Below are 16,208 nucleotides of genomic sequence, written 5' to 3' on the forward strand. Positions count from 1 at the left end.
CCACCGCCTGTTTGGACAGATCGTCGTAGACCACCAAGGCGTGTCGTCCGCTATCCCGGAAGTACTCTCCGATGGCCGCTCCGGCGAACGGGGCGAAATATTGCATGGCTGCCGGGTCGGAGGCGGTCGCGCTTACGACAATCGTATAGTCCATGGCGCCTTTCTCTTGCAAGGTGTTCACCAAGGCCGCTACCGTGGAACCCTTTTGCCCGATCGCCACGTAAATACAGTAAACCGGGTTCCCTGCCTCGTAGTTGCTACGTTGGTTGATGATGGTATCGATAGCGATCGAGGTCTTTCCCGTCTGCCGGTCGCCGATGATCAACTCACGTTGCCCCCTTCCGATAGGGATCATAGCGTCTACGGCCTTGATACCGGTTTGCAAAGGCTCGTTTACCGGCTGACGGAAGATCACGCCCGGAGCCTTGCGCTCAAGCGGCATCTCGCAAGTCTCGCCAAGGATCTCGCCTTTCCCGTCGATCGGGTTTCCCAACGGATCGATCACACGTCCGATCATCCCCTCGCTGACATCGATAGAGGCGATACGGCCCGTGCGTTTTACGGTGTCGCCCTCCTTGATTCGGTCGGTCGGACCTAAAAGGACGGCGCCTACATTATCTTCCTCCAAGTTCATCACGATCGCTTCCATCCCGTTATCGAATTGAAGCAACTCGTTCGCCTCCGCATTATCCAGCCCGTAGATGCGGGCCACGCCGTCACTCACCTGCAATACGGTCCCGACCTCCTCCAGCTTGATGCTGGTATGGATTCCTTCCAATTGCTGGCGCAGGATGGAGGAGACTTCACTCACTTTTATCTGTTCTGTCATACTTCTTCTTTTTTATCTGTTTTCGAGTAGCCCGGTACGGATATCCCGTAGTTGCGTCGCATAGCTAGCGTCTATCCGGTAATTGCCGATGCGTAGGCGGAAGCCCCCGATTAGTTCCGGTTCCACATGGCCGGAGAACTCGATCGTGCATCCCGTCTCTTTCCGCAGCTTGTCTTGCAGGTGAGACTTGACCGCATCGTCTACCGTTACGGCTGTGTCGAATCGTACCCGGGTAATCTTTTTCTCTTTCCGGTACAAATGGATATAAATGTATGCGATGAAGGGCAGTAACGTCTCCCGTTTATGGGCTAATACCAGATTGATAAAACGTGTATATAGCTCGCATACCTCGATACCTCCCGCCGCCGTAAGCAATTTCACTTTCTCCGGTACGGAAACGATCGGGTTGCTCAAGGCATCCCTAAGCTCCGGCTCCATCGAGAAGCTGTCCGCCAACATCTTCATATCATCATATACCCGGCTTTCCTGTCCCTTGTCTTTCGCTAGGGAGAAAAGCGCCTTGGCATACCGGGAAGAAATAGTTCCTATATCCATACCTTACGATTTACTAAACGATACCTCATCCAGCAGCCGGTCGATCATCTGTTGTTGTTCCTTATCCCGGCCGATTTTCTCTTTCATTACTTTCTCTGCGATAGCGATAGACAGATCCGCTATCTCCGAGCGGACTTCACGAATAGCTTTCTCTTTTTCTTCGCGGATACGCCGGGTAGCCTCCTCTATCTGCAGATGTGCCTCGGAGACGGCCTTTTTACGTGCCTCCTCGATGATCCGCTCCTTTTCGGCAAAGGCTTCCTTCAGGACGGCGTTTTGCTTTTCCTTGGCCTCGGCTAGCATCTTCTCGCCCTCGGCTTGGATATGGGCAAGTCGCTCATTCGCCTGACGTGCCGTCTCTAAGGAATTGTCAATGTAAGCTTTCCGTTGTTCGATTGCCTTGACGATCACGGGAAAACCGTATTTGGAAAGGATCACGAAGACAATCCCGAATGAAACGATCATCCAGAATAGAAGCCCTGAATCCGGTGTTAATAAAGACATAGTTTGTTACTTTTTTATTGGAACAACGCTAAGAAACATACGACAATAGCGAACAATGCCACACCTTCTACCAACGCTCCCATAATCAACATCGAGGTACGGATCTCTCCTGCGGCCGACGGCTGGCGTCCAATAGCTTCAACGGCACCTTTACCGATCAATCCGATTCCGATACCTGCACCTATGGCGGCGAATCCCGCTCCTATAGTGGCTCCCATCTTCGCTACGCCCATCCCGGCTGCCGCTTGTAATAAAATAGTCGATAACATAGTGTTTAATTTTAAATTAGTAACCTTAATAATATAATTCTAATACCTTAATTTCTTTGGATTTATTCCCTTACCTTGGCCAATCCGATATAGTTGGCCGACAGCAGGGTGAAAATATAAGCTTGCAAGCAAGCTACTAACAATTCCAGACAGTTCATGAACGCACAGAACAAGACGGATACGATCGTCATACCGAAATTCACGGCTACTCCCATCGTCGCCGTTATGAATATCAAACAGGTTAGCGCCAAGATAATCGTATGGCCCGCCATGATGTTGGCGAACAGACGGATCATCAATGCGAACGGCTTGGTGAATACCCCGAAGAACTCCACGAACGGCATGATCGGCAAGGGCAGTTTCAAGTAGATCGGCGCTTTGGGCCAAAAGATCTCTTTCCAGTACGCTTTCGTGGCGAACAGGTTGACCGCTATAAACGTACAAAGTGCCAATATGCCTGTTACCGCTATATTTCCTGTAATATTAGCGCCTCCCGGGAAAATAGGTATGATTCCGATCAGGTTGTTGATCAAGATAAAGAAAAATACCGTCAGCAAATAGGACGAGAACGGCTTATATTCTTTTCCGATCGCCTCTTTGATCACCCCGTCTTGTATGTAGGAGATGGCCATTTCCATCAATCCGATAAATCCGCCCGGCGCCTCATTCGGGTGCTTTTTATACCAATGGGCGGTTCGGAGAACGATGAAAAGCAAGAGACCGCAACTGAGGAACAGTCCGCAAACATTCTTGGTCAATGAGAAATCCATCGGGCGAACCTCTTCTCCGGCACTGTTCTTCTCAACAACCTTTCCCGCATGCTCACCTTCCTCGGCGATATAATAATTGTGATGCGTCCGGCCTTGATGTAGATGGGATGACAGGAATAAATCCCATCCTCTTTCCTCGCTTTTTACCAAGATAGGCAGGGGAATCGCAATCTCTTGTCCGTTCCATTCCGTGATATGCCATGTATAGGCGTCTTGAATGTGGGAGAAGACGATATCCTGCACGTCTATCTCGCCGGACGCCGCTTTTGCCGGAGTGAGAAAGCTGAGCCACATCCAGAAAGCGATCCATATGTATTTGTTATCTTTGATTGTACTCATCATCCTTTTCCCTTTTCTCTCTTTTCATTCTTTTCTTTTCAAACAGATATAAAATGTAAGTCTCCAGTCCGAGGTAAATGAAATAGAATAACATCAACGTGAAACCAAATGTCTTTAATTGTTGCCCGACAAACGCCGCGTACATCCATAAGAAGACGAAAGCGAGCGTGAACTTACACAACCGGACTAGCATGTACATGGTTACGGTCACATCTCCGTTTTTCCTTTTTACCCGGTCTAGGAAGAAAGTCATCGCCATGGCCATGACCCAGTAAAAGAAGGGAATGGACGGATACCACGAGAAATAGTGTTCCGGCCAGATGGTATATAATAAACCACCCAATGAAACGCCTATTGCCACGTTGATAAACGTGATCAAACCCATTAACCTCATTTTTAATCTGCCATTCATTGTCGTATGTTTTTATTCGACGCAAACGGATAGGATGTCGTCTTTTACCTCTACGAATCCGCTTTGTATCGTTTGTTCTTGTCTTTTGCCGTTTGCCTCGAACCGGATCGTACCCGCCTTCAACGCTGCTATCAATGGGGCGTGATGAGGCAAGATATCGAATGAACCGGCAACTCCCGGGAATGAGACAGATTCGGTCTCGCCTTCGAAAAGAATGCCGTCCGGTGATACAATTTCCAGTTTCATATCGATTAATTTGCTTGTTCTTTCAGCTGCTTGGCCTTCTCCAAGACATCCTCGATGGTTCCTACGTTTAAGAATGCCTGTTCGGGTATGTCATCCGTTTCCCCGTCCATGATCATCTTGAATCCCCGGATCGTATCCTCTATAGAGACCATGACACCGGGTACGCCAGTGAATTGTTCCGCCACGGAGAAGGGCTGGGACAGAAAACGTTGTACACGGCGGGCCCGGTTGACCGTTAGCCTGTCCTCGTCGGAAAGTTCTTCCATACCGAGGATGGATATGATATCTTGAAGTTCCTTGTTCCGTTGCAGGATTTGTTTTACCCGTTGCGCTGTGTCGTAATGCTCCTTGCCTACGATTAGCGGATCAAGGATGCGGGAGGTGGATTCCAGCGGGTCTACGGCCGGATAGATACCGAGTTCCGTGATCTTGCGGCTGAGGACGGTTGTTGCGTCCAAGTGCGTAAAGGTAGTCGCCGGAGCCGGGTCTGTCAAGTCATCGGCAGGAACATACACCGCCTGTACGGAGGTGATGGAGCCCTTCTTGGTTGAAGTGATACGCTCTTGCATAGCTCCCATTTCCGTGGCCAATGTCGGTTGGTAACCTACGGCGGAAGGCATACGCCCCAGCAAGGCGGAAACCTCGGAACCGGCTTGGGTGAAACGGAAGATATTATCGATGAAGAATAATATATCTTTTCTTTCTCCCTCAGAAGCTTTGTCACGGAAGGATTCGGCGATCGTCAAACCAGATAAGGCCACGGACGAGCGGGCGCCCGGCGGTTCGTTCATCTGCCCGAATACCAAGGTAGCCTGCGACTTAGCCAATTCATCGTAATCGATCTTCGACAAGTCCCAGTTACCTGCCTCCATACTCTTCTTAAACTCCTCGCCGTATCGGATGACACCGGATTGGATCATTTCACGCAATAGGTCATTTCCTTCACGTGTACGTTCACCCACACCGGCGAAGACGGAGAATCCGTTGTTTTTCTTTGCGATGTTGTTGATCAATTCCATGATCAATACCGTTTTGCCGACTCCGGCTCCTCCGAAAAGTCCGATCTTGCCTCCTTTGGCGTAAGGTTCCAATAAATCGATTACTTTAATACCCGTGTACAAGACCTCTTGGGTCGTTGTCAGATCCTCGAATTTAGGAGGCTCACGATGGATGGGAAGAGCCCCGTCTTTAGTAAGCTGGGCCATGCCATCGATAGGGTCGCCGGTGACATTCATTAAACGTCCTTTGACTTGGTCGCCGGTCGGCATGGTGATGGGCATTCCGTATGACACGGCCTCCATGCCTCGTCTCAATCCGTCGGTCGTATCCATCGCTACGGTACGGACGGTGTTTTCCCCGATGTGTTGCTGAACTTCGACGATCAAGATCTTTCCGTTTGGGCGGGAAATCTCCATGGCGTCGTGGATACGGGGGAGGGTTACTGTTTCTTCTGTCCCATAATCAAAGTGGATATCCACTACCGGGCCGATAACCTGTGAGATATAGCCTTTTATTTCTCCCATAAAGCCTATTTGTTATTTATCTTAACCTATTAAAATGTCGTTGCAATATTACGTTTTATGGCGTTTCGATCCTTGAAAATAGAACTTTTTGTGTCTTTTTGAGATTAGTTAAACATTAAACTATTTAGCTGTAGTTCCGAAATGGACCAATTTGTTTCTTATTTGGACGAATCAGAAAGCTATAGTCAAATTTCTAAGGCATAGATAGATAAGGAGATACGAATTTGCTGCCTTTTTGATAGTAAAGGTGACAGTTCTGTTTTATTTTGTTAATCCATAATAGGGGTGTTTTTAATGGTATCGGATAGTTATTTGTGGTTCTGTTGAGCAAGTGGTGATATTTATGTAATTTTGTACGTCAACAATACTAAATAAACATGAAACGAATTATTGAGATATGCGCGAACTCCGCCCAGAGCTGTGTGGAGGCGGAGGCGGGAGGCGCTACCCGTGTAGAGCTTTGCGCCGGGATACCCGAAGGGGGAACTACACCTAGTTATGGAGAGATCAAGACGGCGAAGGCTCTGACTTCCAAGATCGATATCAATGTGATTATCCGTCCGAGAGGCGGTGATTTCTTGTATACGGAAGCCGAGGTACAATCCATGCTATTGGATATAGAACTGTGCAAGGAGCTAAAAGTGCATGGCGTCGTTTTCGGTTGTCTTACGAAAGACGGGGATATCGATGTACCCTTGATGCGGCGCTTGATCGAGGCGGCAAAACCTCTGTCCGTAACTTGTCATCGTGCTTTCGATGTTTGCCGGGACCCATTCACTGCGTTGGAGCAGCTAATCGAGTTGGGATGCGACCGTATCTTGACCTCCGGCCAGCAATCGGATGCCGTGAAAGGAATCCCCTTGATCGCCGAGCTGGTGAAACGTGCGGACGGACGGATCATCATCATGCCGGGATGTGGCGTACGTGAGAATAATATCGGGAAAATAGAGGCGGAGACAGGAGCGAAAGAGTTTCATACGTCCGCCCGAAGTATCGTATATAGTAAAATGGAATACCGCAATGAGAATGTCCCGATGGGAAGCAGTATCGTGTCCTCCGAATTCGAGACGGTGCAAACGGATCGGGAGAAGGTAAAGGTATATATTTAAGTGCCGGTATAGGCGTGAGCCTGTGTCGGTATTGGTGTAGCCCTACGCCTATACCGGCATCGCCTCATGCCTATATCGGCGTGGGGCGATACCAATACTCGTATGCGGGTGAAATGTTTTTTCTTCCCAAAAAGATTGTTTATCTTTGCGCCTCCATTAGATAAAAGATGCTAAATGTAACAGTGAATAATCGTTTTGGGTTTCACCAGCGTATCATGCTTATGATCATGTTGGTGCTGTTACAGTTTTATTCCATTGGAAGCGATTTCTTTCCGGAGAATATTACCACTACCTCGATGGAAATAGTCGATAAAGAGGCACCCGATGTGTTGTTGGATTTTGACGATAACGCCTCCTTGCGAACGGTACGTCAGGAGCAAGTGCAAATTCGAGCCTTGGAGATCGATTTGATATGGGACTTGTTTACGATTCTGGATTTACATGAATTAATTCATTCCTTGGAACTACGGCAATGCGCCAAGCTTCCTTTATTTTATAACCTACACAAAGCACAGAATTTCGTTTGGTTCTGTTCCTATCTGATTTAGTAGAACTTACCTGTTTCTTATTGTTGCGCATGGGGTGATTCGCCTATGTGCTTTTCGTCGTATTCAAATAATTATAAATCTATAAGTTTTATGAGGATAAAATTGTTTTCTAACTATTTACCCTTACTATGCTTAACGGCTTGTGTATGGGTATCTTGTAGCCAAAACCGGGAGAAAAAGTCCGGGAAGAAAGATCATACGCCGGTGATGCGGTTAACCACGACCACGATCGAGGTGCCGCAGTCGTATGTAGCGGATGTACAAGCCGTACAGTTTGTAGAGGTGAAACCTAAAGTGGAAGGATTCGTGGAGGCCGTCCTTGTGGACGAGGGCGAGCACGTGAAGAAAGGGCAGGTGCTTTTCAAGCTTTCCTCGGCGGAATTGTACGAGGAGGTGAAAGAGGCGCAAGCCCATCACAAACAGGCCCAAGCCGAGTTGAAGATGGCGGAGGTAGAGGTAGACCGCATCAAGCGTTTGGTGGAGAAAGATATCATCTCGCCGATCCGTCTGGAGCAGGCGATGGCCGAGGCGGACGTGGCACGCTTGCAGGTGCAACAGGCCAAATCCCGTTTGCAACGTGCGGAGACTAATTTCTCGTACACGACGATCACGGCTCCTTTCGAGGGATACGTGGACCGCATCCCCTTTAAGGTGGGAAGTTTGGTTACGCCGAGCAGCTTATTGACCTCCTTGACGGACGTATCGGATATGTTCGCCTATTTCAAGATCAACGAGAAGGAGTATCTGGAATATAAACGGACGCAGTTGAGCGGTATCGACCAGCCGGAGTATAATAATCTGGAACTGATCCTTTCCGACCAATCCACCTATCGGTATAAAGGGAAGGTAGAGACCGTGGAGGGCGACTTTGAGCGGGGTACCGGATCGATCGCTTTCCGTGCCCGTTTCGCGAACCCGGAACGTTTGCTGCGACATGGCGTATCCGGCAAGATCCGGATGCTGACCAAGATGGAGAACGTGGTCTTGGTTCCCCAGCAATCCACTTTCGAGATTCAGGATTTCACCTATGTATATACGGTAGCGGAAGATGGAAAGGTGAGCGTACGCAGCTTCGAGCCGTTGGCCCGCCACGGTTCTTATTACGTGACACAGGATTTGCCGGACCAGACCGTTATCGTCTACGAGGGTGTTCAGATGATCACGGACGGCATGACTATCAATCCCGATATGGTAGATGGAGCCACGATCCATCGCCAATTGGAATCGTCTAACGAAATCGAGAATAATAAGTAAGCCCTATGTTTGAAATATTTATCAGACGTCCTATCTTATCGGGCGTGATCTCGGTGGTAATTGTCTTCTTGGGATTGCTGGCGATCAACTCTTTGCCGATCACCCAATTCCCGGATATCGTGCCCCCATCCGTTACCGTTACCGCCCGTTATACCGGAGCGAACGCCGACGTGATGGCGAAAACGGTGGCGACTCCGTTGGAGCGTGCCATCAACGGCGTGCCCGGAATGACCTATATGACCTCTGTTTGTACGAACGACGGTATGTCCTTGACTACGATCTATTTCAAGGTCGGTACCGACCCGGACGTAGCTTCCGTGAATGTGCAGAACCGTGTGACCACCGTGCTGGATGAGCTTCCGGAAGAGGTGATCCGTGCCGGCGTGATCACGGAGAAGGAGGTGAACAGTATGTTGATGTACTTGAACATCATGAGCTCGGATAGTACCCATACGGAGAAATTCGTATATAACTTTGCCGATATCAATATCTTGCGTGAGTTGAAGCGTATCGACGGCGTGGGATTCGTGGAGATCATGGGTAGCCGCGACTATGCGATGCGTGTATGGCTGAACCCAAACCGATTGGCAGCTTATAATATGTCGCCGCAAGAGGTTACGGAGGCGATCCGCTCGCAGAATATCGAGGCGGCACCGGGTAAGACGGGTATCAGCTCCGACAAGATCCCGCAGCAATTGCAATACGTCTTGCAATATAGCGGTAAGTTCAGCACGCCGGAGGAATATGGCGAGATCGTCTTGAAAGCCCTGCCGGACGGTTCCGTGCTTCGCCTGAAAGACGTGGCTACGATCGAGTTTGATTCCGAGGATTATAATATGATCTCCATGACGGACGGAAAGCCCTCGGCCTCTATCATGATCAAGCAGCGTCCGGGCTCGAATGCCCGTGAGGTGATCCAGCAGATCAAGGCGAAGATGGAGGAATTGAAGGAAACGACGTTTGCCCCGGGTATGGAATATAATATCTCGTACGACGTATCCCGTTTCTTGGACGCTTCCATATCGGTCGTGCTCAAGACCTTGCTGGAGGCGTTTATCTTGGTATTTGTCGTGGTGTATCTTTTCTTGCAGGATTTCCGGTCTACGCTGATACCCGCTATCGCCGTTCCGGTATCGTTGATCGGTACGTTCTTCTTTATGCAGATGCTGGGTTTCTCGATCAATATGCTGACTTTGTTTGCCTTGGTGCTCGCTATCGGTATCGTGGTGGATAACGCGATTGTGGTGGTAGAGGCGGTCCACGTGAAGATGCACAATGAGAAGCTGCCCCCGTTGAAGGCGACGAAAAAGGCGATCGGTGAGATCGGAGGGGCGATTATCGCTATTACGCTGGTGATGTCCGCCGTGTTTATCCCGGTCGGTTTCATGGATGGTACGGTGGGTATCTTCTATCGCCAGTTCTCGTTGACGCTTGCCGTGGCGATCGTGATCTCCGGCGTGAACGCCTTGACGTTGTCTCCGGCTCTTTGCGCCTTGTTACTGAAGCCGGTATCTCACTCGAAGAAGCAAAAGAAAAATCTGCTGGCTCGTTTCTTTGATGGGTTCAATAGCCGTTATGATTTCTTGGAGCGTCGTTACCGCTTGAATTTAAGATGGTTCTTGAACCGTCGGATGCTGACGTATGCGACCTTGATCCTTTTCTGTCTGGCCACGTGGGGCATGACGTTCGTGTTGCCTTCCGGCTTTATCCCGAACGAGGACCAAGGTATGATCTATGTGAACGTAGACGCACCTCCCGGAGCTACCTTGGAGCGTTCGGAAGCTGCCTTGAACAAGGTGCAAGCGGCTTTGTTGCCGTTGGAAGAGGTGGAGACGATCTCTACCTTGGCCGGCTATAGCTTGATGACCGAGACGGAGGGTGCCAGCTTCGGTATGGGTATGATTAACCTGACCCCTTGGGATCAACGGGAGCAGACGGCGGCGGAGTTGATGAGCGTGTACGCCGATCGTGTCGCCCATATCAAGGATGCGGACATCCAGTTCTTCCTGCCGCCTACGGTTCCGGGATTCGGTAACGCGAGCGGCTTCGAGCTTCGTCTGCAAGATAAGACCGCCGGTACGTTCGCCGAGCTGGATGAGGTTGCCAAGAACTTCGTGGCGAAGCTGAACGCTGATCCTCGCCTGACCGGTGTCACTTCCGGCTTCAACCCGAATTTCCCGCAATATCTGCTCCGGGTGGATTTGGCGAAGGCGGCTAAGCTAGGCATCAACGTGAACGAGTCCATGGAAACCTTGCAATCCTATGTAGGTAGTTTCTATTCCTCCAACTTCGTCCGTTTCGGCCAGATGTACAAGGTCATGTTGCAAGCGGCGCCGGAGTATCGTATGAATCCGGAGGATTTGTTCAGCCTGTATGCTAAGAATAAGGAGGGGAATATGGTGCCTTACTCTAACTTCATGACGATGGAGCGTGTGTATGGCCCGAGCCAGATTACCCGTTACAACCTGTTTACCTCGGCCATGATTACCGGCGAGGCCGCCCCGGGTGTCAGTTCGGGTGAGGCTTTGGCGGCTGTTGAGGAGATCGCTTCCGAGGTATTGCCCCGTGGTTATGATACCGAATGGTCCGGTGTGGCGAAGGAGGAGAAAGAGTCCGGTGGGCAAACGTTAGTGATTTTCGCTATTTGTTTGGCATTCGTCTATCTGTTGCTTGCCGCCCAATACGAGAGCTTATTGCTTCCGCTTCCGGTCATCCTGTCGCTTCCGGCGGGTGTGTTCGGCTCGTTCTTCTTGCTGTACGTGGTAGGGCTGGAGAATAACATCTATGCGCAGGTGGCGTTGGTGATGTTGATCGGTTTGCTGGGAAAGAATGCGATCTTGATTATCGAGGTGGCGAACCAGTGCCGTAAGGAAGGTATCAGCGTGATGGGGGCCGCTATTCAAGGGGCTACCAGTCGTTTGCGCCCGATCTTGATGACCTCCTTCGCTTTTATCAGTGGCTTGATTCCGTTGACGATCGCCTCGGGAGCCGGTGCCTTGGGGAACCGTTCGATCGGTACGGCGGCGGCCGGAGGTATGTTGATCGGTACGTTTGTCGGTATCTTCTTGATCCCGGGGCTTTACGTGATCTTCGAGTCGCTGGCTACTTATTTTAAAAAGAGAAAAGAGAAAGAGCAAATTAAAGAAGACGAGTATGTGTATTAATAAGATGAGATATATAATGATAGGCTGCGCCTTGGCTCTGATTGCTTTGGCCGGTTGTAAGACTCCCGAGCTATCGATGGACGAGCGGATCTCGCTTCCGGAATCCGGCGAGATGGGAATGAACGACACTACGTTCGTGAAACCGCTGTCGTGGGATGTCTTTTTCCAAGATACCTTATTGCGAGGCTATGTGGATGTGGCTTTACGCAATAACCATTCCTTCCGGCAGAGCATGGAGCGCATCGCCATGAGCCGCGCGGCCTTGCAACGGGCGAAAGGGCTTTTGCTGCCGGACGTGAATTTGAACATCGGAGCCTCCGTGAACCGTTTCGGTGAATATACGATGGATGGTGTGGGGAATAGCGAGACGAACGTGCCTTCTTTGCCAAAGGATAAGCATATACCGGACCCTTACCGGGATTTCGGCTTGAGCTTGAGCTTTCAATGGGAAGCGGATATCTGGGGCAAACTGACCCGGAAGAAGCAGGCCGCCGCCGCTCGCTGGATGGCTTCCGTGGAGGCTACCCGTTTTGCCCAGTCGATGTTGATCTCCGATTTGGCGATTCAATATTATGAGTTGATCGGCTTGGACCGACGTAAGGAGGTGTTGCGGAACGCGCTGGCCAGTGCCCGTCGTTCCCATGAGCTGACCCGCCAGTTGAAGAAGGAAGGGGCGGAGACGCAGTTGGCGGTCGATCAGTTTTATGCCCGTGTGTTGTCGATCGAGAGTAAATTGCTGGAAAACGATCAGTTGATCGGTGAGAAGGAGCGGGCGATCGCTTGCCTGTTGGGTGTTTTCCCCTTCGAGATTCGCCGGATGGGATTCGATGAGTTGCGTAAATTGCCAGTTCCCTTGTCGGAAGGGATTCCAGCGAACCTCTTGACATTGCGTCCGGATGTACGTTCCGCCGAGATGGGGTTGATCGCCTCCAAGGCGGATGTGATAGCGGCGAAGGCGGCTTTTTATCCCTCGTTGGTGCTTGGCGCCAGTGGTGGTTTCAATGCGTTTGATGTGGGTAAGTGGTTTCATTCGCCGGCCTCTTTGGTGTACGACTTGGCGGCGGGTATCACGGCTCCTATCTTCCGTCGCAATGAGATCCGTTCGATGTGGAACGAGGCGAAGGCTTCCCAGCGTATCGCTTTATCCCAATACCACGAGACCGCTTTGAACGCTTACACCGAGGTGCTCGATCTCTATTGCGCCAGCCAGACCCAAACGGAGCGTATCCGCTTGAAAGAGAAAGAATCCCTTGCCCACCAACGTTCCGTGGTGAATGCCGGCGAGATGTTCCAATTAAGCTATACCGGTTTCTTGGAGGTTCTTTCCGCCGAGGAGCGTTATCTGGATAGCGAGCTGGAGCATATCGATATCGTCACCGATTTATGCCGGAAGAAGATATTGCTGTATCGGGCGTTGGGAGGCGGTTGTTGATTTTTATCGTGACGCTATTGTTATTTTACTGCAACCCGCATTGCAGTGTTACTGCACGCCGGTTGCAGTAGCGCTGCACGTGCGTCGCGGTACTACTGCAATACGGGTTGCAGTGAATACTTGATATCGTATGCCTTCGGCTTCGTTGCGATAAATCTAAGGAAGATGTGCTCTTTTCTGAAAAGAAGTGCTTATCTTTGAGGCTTATTGTTATCTTATAGTCTAGGCCATTATGAAATATCTGACTCTACTCGTGTTTTTAGGAATCTCGTTGTTGTGCGAAGCCCAGCAAGATTCGATCGTCCCTTTTGAGAAAGCTTATAAGCGTACCTATAATATCCGGAAAGTATCGGGTGTGAAACCTACGATCGACGGTAAGTTGGATGAGGACTTTTGGACGAAGCAAGGCGAATGGTCGGATCGTTTCGTACAGATTATCCCTTATGAGCGGGCGATCACTCAATCCCCGACCCGGGTAAAACTTTTCTATGATGATAAATATATCTATGTAGGTGTATATTGCAAGGACGCCGTGCCGGATAAGATGAATCGTTTTATCGGGAACCGGGATGATAATAGTCTGGGCGATTTGATCAGCGTCGCTTTCGACACCTACCATGATTATCGTGCGGCACCGGAATTCAATATCAATCTAGGAGGAAATAAGACGGATCTGGTCGTAACGGATAAGTTGAACGTCAACCTTAGCTGGAACGCCGTTTGGGAAGGACGAACGAATATCAACCGGGCGGATTCCAGTTGGACCGCCGAGTTGCGTATCCCGTTCAGCCAGTTGCGTTATAACCAGCGATCGGAGGATGGCGTTTGGGGCTTGCATGTACGCCGTATCATCCGTAGGAATAACGAGGTGCAAAATTGGAGCATGATCCCCTTGAAGAATAACGGACATGTCTTTTCGTTCGGTAACATGAGCGGCATGGACTCTGTTCCCAAGCCTCGCGGCATCGAGTTCTTGCCGTATGTAATGGGTAAATACAGGCAGGAACCCCGGATAGACGGCAGCCCTTATCAAAAAGGGCATAGCTGGGGAGGAAACGTGGGCTTGGACGCTAAGTTCGCCCTCTCGGATTATACGTTGGATATGACGATCAATCCGGATTACGGACAAGTGGAGTTGGACCCCTCCGTAATGAACCTTACGGCTTACGAGACGTTTTACGATGAGAAACGCCCCTTCTTCTTGGAAGGAAAACATATCTTGGATTTTGCGAACGGTAGCGATATGATGTTTTATACCCGTAGGATCGGCGCCTCTCCCTCTTATACGCCACGGGGTATAGACAACGTAGGCAGTTATGCCGAGACGAAAGAGAATGTGCCGATTATCGGTGCGTTGAAACTGACGGGTACGAATAAACGGGGCTTGACGATCGGAGTGATCGAGAGTGTAACGGCACGTTCCTCCTCCAAGGTTACCCGTAACGGGGTGGAGGATGTGGAAGTCGTGGAGCCTTTGACAAACTATACCGTGGCCCGTGTGCAAAAGAACTGGAAGGGGAATACCTTGCTGGGCGGTATGGTGACCTCGGTAAACCGTGCCTTGGATCAGCCTTATCTGGAGGATTTCATGGTGCGTAACGCTTTCACGGCGGGTATTGATTTTACCCAGTATTTCAAGAATCGCCTTTATTATATAGATGTAAAGGGAATGTTGAGTTCCTTGCATGGTAGCGCCGGAGCGATCACGGCCTTGCAGAATAGCGTGGCGCATTATTATCAAAGGGCTTCCTCCGCCGATTATCTGGGGGTGGATCCTACTCGTCGCTCCCTGACCGGAACGGGCGGTTATGTGAAAGTGGGACGGAAAGGAAACGCCAAATGGAACTTCTCGGAGACCTTTACTTGGTCGTCACCCGGTTTCGACTTGAATGATATGGGATATATGAAGGAGACAGATTATCTGATGAATGAGACGGAGATCATGTATCGGCAGACCGATATCTGGAAGATATTCCGGTACAACGCCTTTACCCTGTCCCAAAAGAATATGTGGAATTACGGCGGTACTCCTTTTAGCAACAACGCTTCTTTGCGTTGGCAAAGTATGACGATGAACCGGTATGAATGGGATGTCAAGGAAACCTTTGCTTGGAATTGGCTGGATAGCCGCTTGCTGCGAGGGGGACCGGATGTTCGCTTCGGTTCTTATTTCTTAACTTCCGCTAAGTTCAATACCGATAAGGCGAAACGAATGATGTTCATGCTCAAATACGAGGGCGATCATAATTTCGAGGGAAATCGCTTCAATACGATCTCGCCGAGCTTGACATTCCGCTTGGGAAACCATGTCTATTTGTCCGGTCAACTGGATTATGCGTGGAATACGGATGAGATGCAATATGTGGCTACGACGAGTCCGCTTAGCTCGAGTAGCTTGGCCCCTTATTATTATGTCATGGGCCACATGGATCAGAAGACCTATGGTCTCACGCTGAAATTACAAGTGAACGTGACCCCCGATATTTCCATTCAATTTTATGGTGCCCCGTTCACCTCCATCGCTAAATACGATGATTTTAAATTAGCGGCGGATACGAAGTCGCATACCTTTGAGAACCGTTTCCAACGTATTGATCCGGATCAATTGACTTATGCGGATGGAGTCTATACCATCGGGGAGGGAGCTGGGCAGATGCCTTTTAGGAACCCTGATTTTAGGTTTAACGAGTTTCGTTCCAACTTGGTAGCCCGCTGGGAATACTTGCCCGGTTCCACGCTTTATTTCGTATGGGAACACCGGATGTCTAACCGGGACAACTGGTACTCCTCCGGCTGGGGAAGTAATCTGGATCGTATGTGGGGACTCCCCGCTACAAATACGTTCATGATCAAAATGAATTATTGGTTCAATCTATAGTCTATTTGTAGTTCGGATTGAATTATTGAATGGATGTTGGCGGAACCTGATCGTGTTGTTTGTTTTTTATGATTTTTATTTATATTTGCGGTGAAAAGAAAAATGCTTCTCAATGCAAACAAGATTTTGAGGCAAGTTAACCTTGATGTTTAATGAATAAATCTTAAATTTTAGATATGGTGAGAGATGGATAGAACAGTGTGTGGGTAATCTCATTCAGATGAGATGTTTTTGAAAAGAATTTTTAGTATAATTCAAGTGTAAAAGAGACTTAAATCTAGTTTTATGAATAATAAATATTACTTAGCAACGGTGCTTTTAGCGTTAGGAGCGTTCTCTCCGTTGTATGGTGTACAAAATACCCCCCCCCCCATCA

General features: G+C 49.6%; 13 protein-coding genes and 1 pseudogene. 6 read left to right on the top strand and 8 right to left on the bottom strand.

Annotated elements, in window-relative coordinates; all coding sequences use genetic code 11:
- The 8 genes and pseudogenes from QVP94_RS14840 to atpD form a co-directional block, all read right to left on the bottom strand.
- Positions 1-829: pseudogene (locus tag QVP94_RS14840) on the bottom strand (F0F1 ATP synthase subunit alpha); the annotation flags it as partial.
- A 12-nt stretch (positions 830-841) separates the two neighbouring features.
- Positions 842-1,384 carry a F0F1 ATP synthase subunit delta gene (locus QVP94_RS14845; protein ID WP_009018561.1) on the bottom strand — a complete coding sequence of 181 codons (543 nt, stop codon included), beginning with the start codon at positions 1,382-1,384 and terminating at the stop codon, positions 842-844.
- A gap of 3 nt (positions 1,385-1,387) precedes the next feature.
- On the bottom strand, positions 1,388-1,888 hold the full coding sequence (gene atpF, locus QVP94_RS14850; protein ID WP_005861790.1) for a F0F1 ATP synthase subunit B: 501 nt from the start codon (positions 1,886-1,888) through the stop codon (positions 1,388-1,390).
- A 14-nt stretch (positions 1,889-1,902) separates the two neighbouring features.
- Complete coding sequence (gene atpE, locus QVP94_RS14855; RefSeq protein WP_005861792.1) at positions 1,903-2,157, bottom strand: ATP synthase F0 subunit C; 255 nt, start codon at positions 2,155-2,157, stop codon at positions 1,903-1,905.
- 62 nt (positions 2,158-2,219) lie between these two features.
- Positions 2,220-3,269 (bottom strand): F0F1 ATP synthase subunit A, encoded by a 1,050-nt coding sequence (gene atpB, locus QVP94_RS14860; protein ID WP_227805990.1) that lies wholly within the window; start codon positions 3,267-3,269, stop codon positions 2,220-2,222.
- Positions 3,247-3,678 (bottom strand): hypothetical protein, encoded by a 432-nt coding sequence (locus QVP94_RS14865; protein ID WP_008774073.1) that lies wholly within the window; start codon positions 3,676-3,678, stop codon positions 3,247-3,249. The genes atpB and QVP94_RS14865 overlap by 23 nt, the downstream gene beginning before the upstream one ends.
- 12 nt (positions 3,679-3,690) lie before the next feature.
- Positions 3,691-3,924 carry an ATP synthase F1 subunit epsilon gene (gene atpC / locus QVP94_RS14870; RefSeq protein WP_005861798.1) on the bottom strand — a complete coding sequence of 78 codons (234 nt, stop codon included), beginning with the start codon at positions 3,922-3,924 and terminating at the stop codon, positions 3,691-3,693.
- 5 nt (positions 3,925-3,929) lie between these two features.
- Positions 3,930-5,447: a F0F1 ATP synthase subunit beta gene (gene atpD, locus QVP94_RS14875; protein ID WP_005861799.1), complete on the bottom strand. Its 1,518-nt coding sequence runs from the start codon at positions 5,445-5,447 to the stop codon at positions 3,930-3,932.
- A 377-nt stretch (positions 5,448-5,824) separates the two neighbouring features.
- On the opposite strand from atpD, the gene QVP94_RS14880 reads away from it, so the two are divergent.
- The 6 genes from QVP94_RS14880 to QVP94_RS14905 all read left to right on the top strand — a co-directional run bounded on the left by QVP94_RS14880 (position 5,825) and on the right by QVP94_RS14905 (position 15,832).
- A complete protein-coding gene (locus QVP94_RS14880) occupies positions 5,825-6,556 on the top strand; it encodes a copper homeostasis protein CutC (RefSeq protein ID WP_022192907.1) in 732 nt (243 codons plus the stop codon).
- A gap of 167 nt (positions 6,557-6,723) precedes the next feature.
- The gene (locus QVP94_RS14885) at positions 6,724-7,104 is read left to right on the top strand and encodes a hypothetical protein (protein ID WP_005861803.1); all 381 of its coding nucleotides are present in this window, start codon (positions 6,724-6,726) and stop codon (positions 7,102-7,104) included.
- A gap of 90 nt (positions 7,105-7,194) precedes the next feature.
- Positions 7,195-8,358, top strand: a complete 1,164-nt coding sequence (locus tag QVP94_RS14890; RefSeq protein ID WP_022192908.1) for an efflux RND transporter periplasmic adaptor subunit — start codon at positions 7,195-7,197, stop codon at positions 8,356-8,358.
- Positions 8,359-8,363: 5 nt separating this feature from the next.
- Positions 8,364-11,522, top strand: coding sequence for an efflux RND transporter permease subunit (locus QVP94_RS14895; protein ID WP_022192909.1), 3,159 nt, complete (start codon positions 8,364-8,366; stop codon positions 11,520-11,522).
- The gene (locus QVP94_RS14900) at positions 11,512-12,954 is read left to right on the top strand and encodes an efflux transporter outer membrane subunit (RefSeq protein ID WP_008774067.1); all 1,443 of its coding nucleotides are present in this window, start codon (positions 11,512-11,514) and stop codon (positions 12,952-12,954) included. Before QVP94_RS14895 ends, QVP94_RS14900 begins: the two co-directional genes overlap by 11 nt.
- Before the next feature lie 232 nt (positions 12,955-13,186).
- Entirely contained in the window at positions 13,187-15,832 is a 2,646-nt protein-coding gene (locus QVP94_RS14905) for a DUF5916 domain-containing protein (protein ID WP_005861809.1), read from the top strand.
- Positions 15,833-16,208: the final 376 nt, after the last annotated feature.

This window comes from Parabacteroides sp. CAG:2 (genome assembly GCF_000436315.1).
Taxonomy (GTDB): Bacteria; Bacteroidota; Bacteroidia; order Bacteroidales; family Tannerellaceae; genus Parabacteroides; species Parabacteroides distasonis.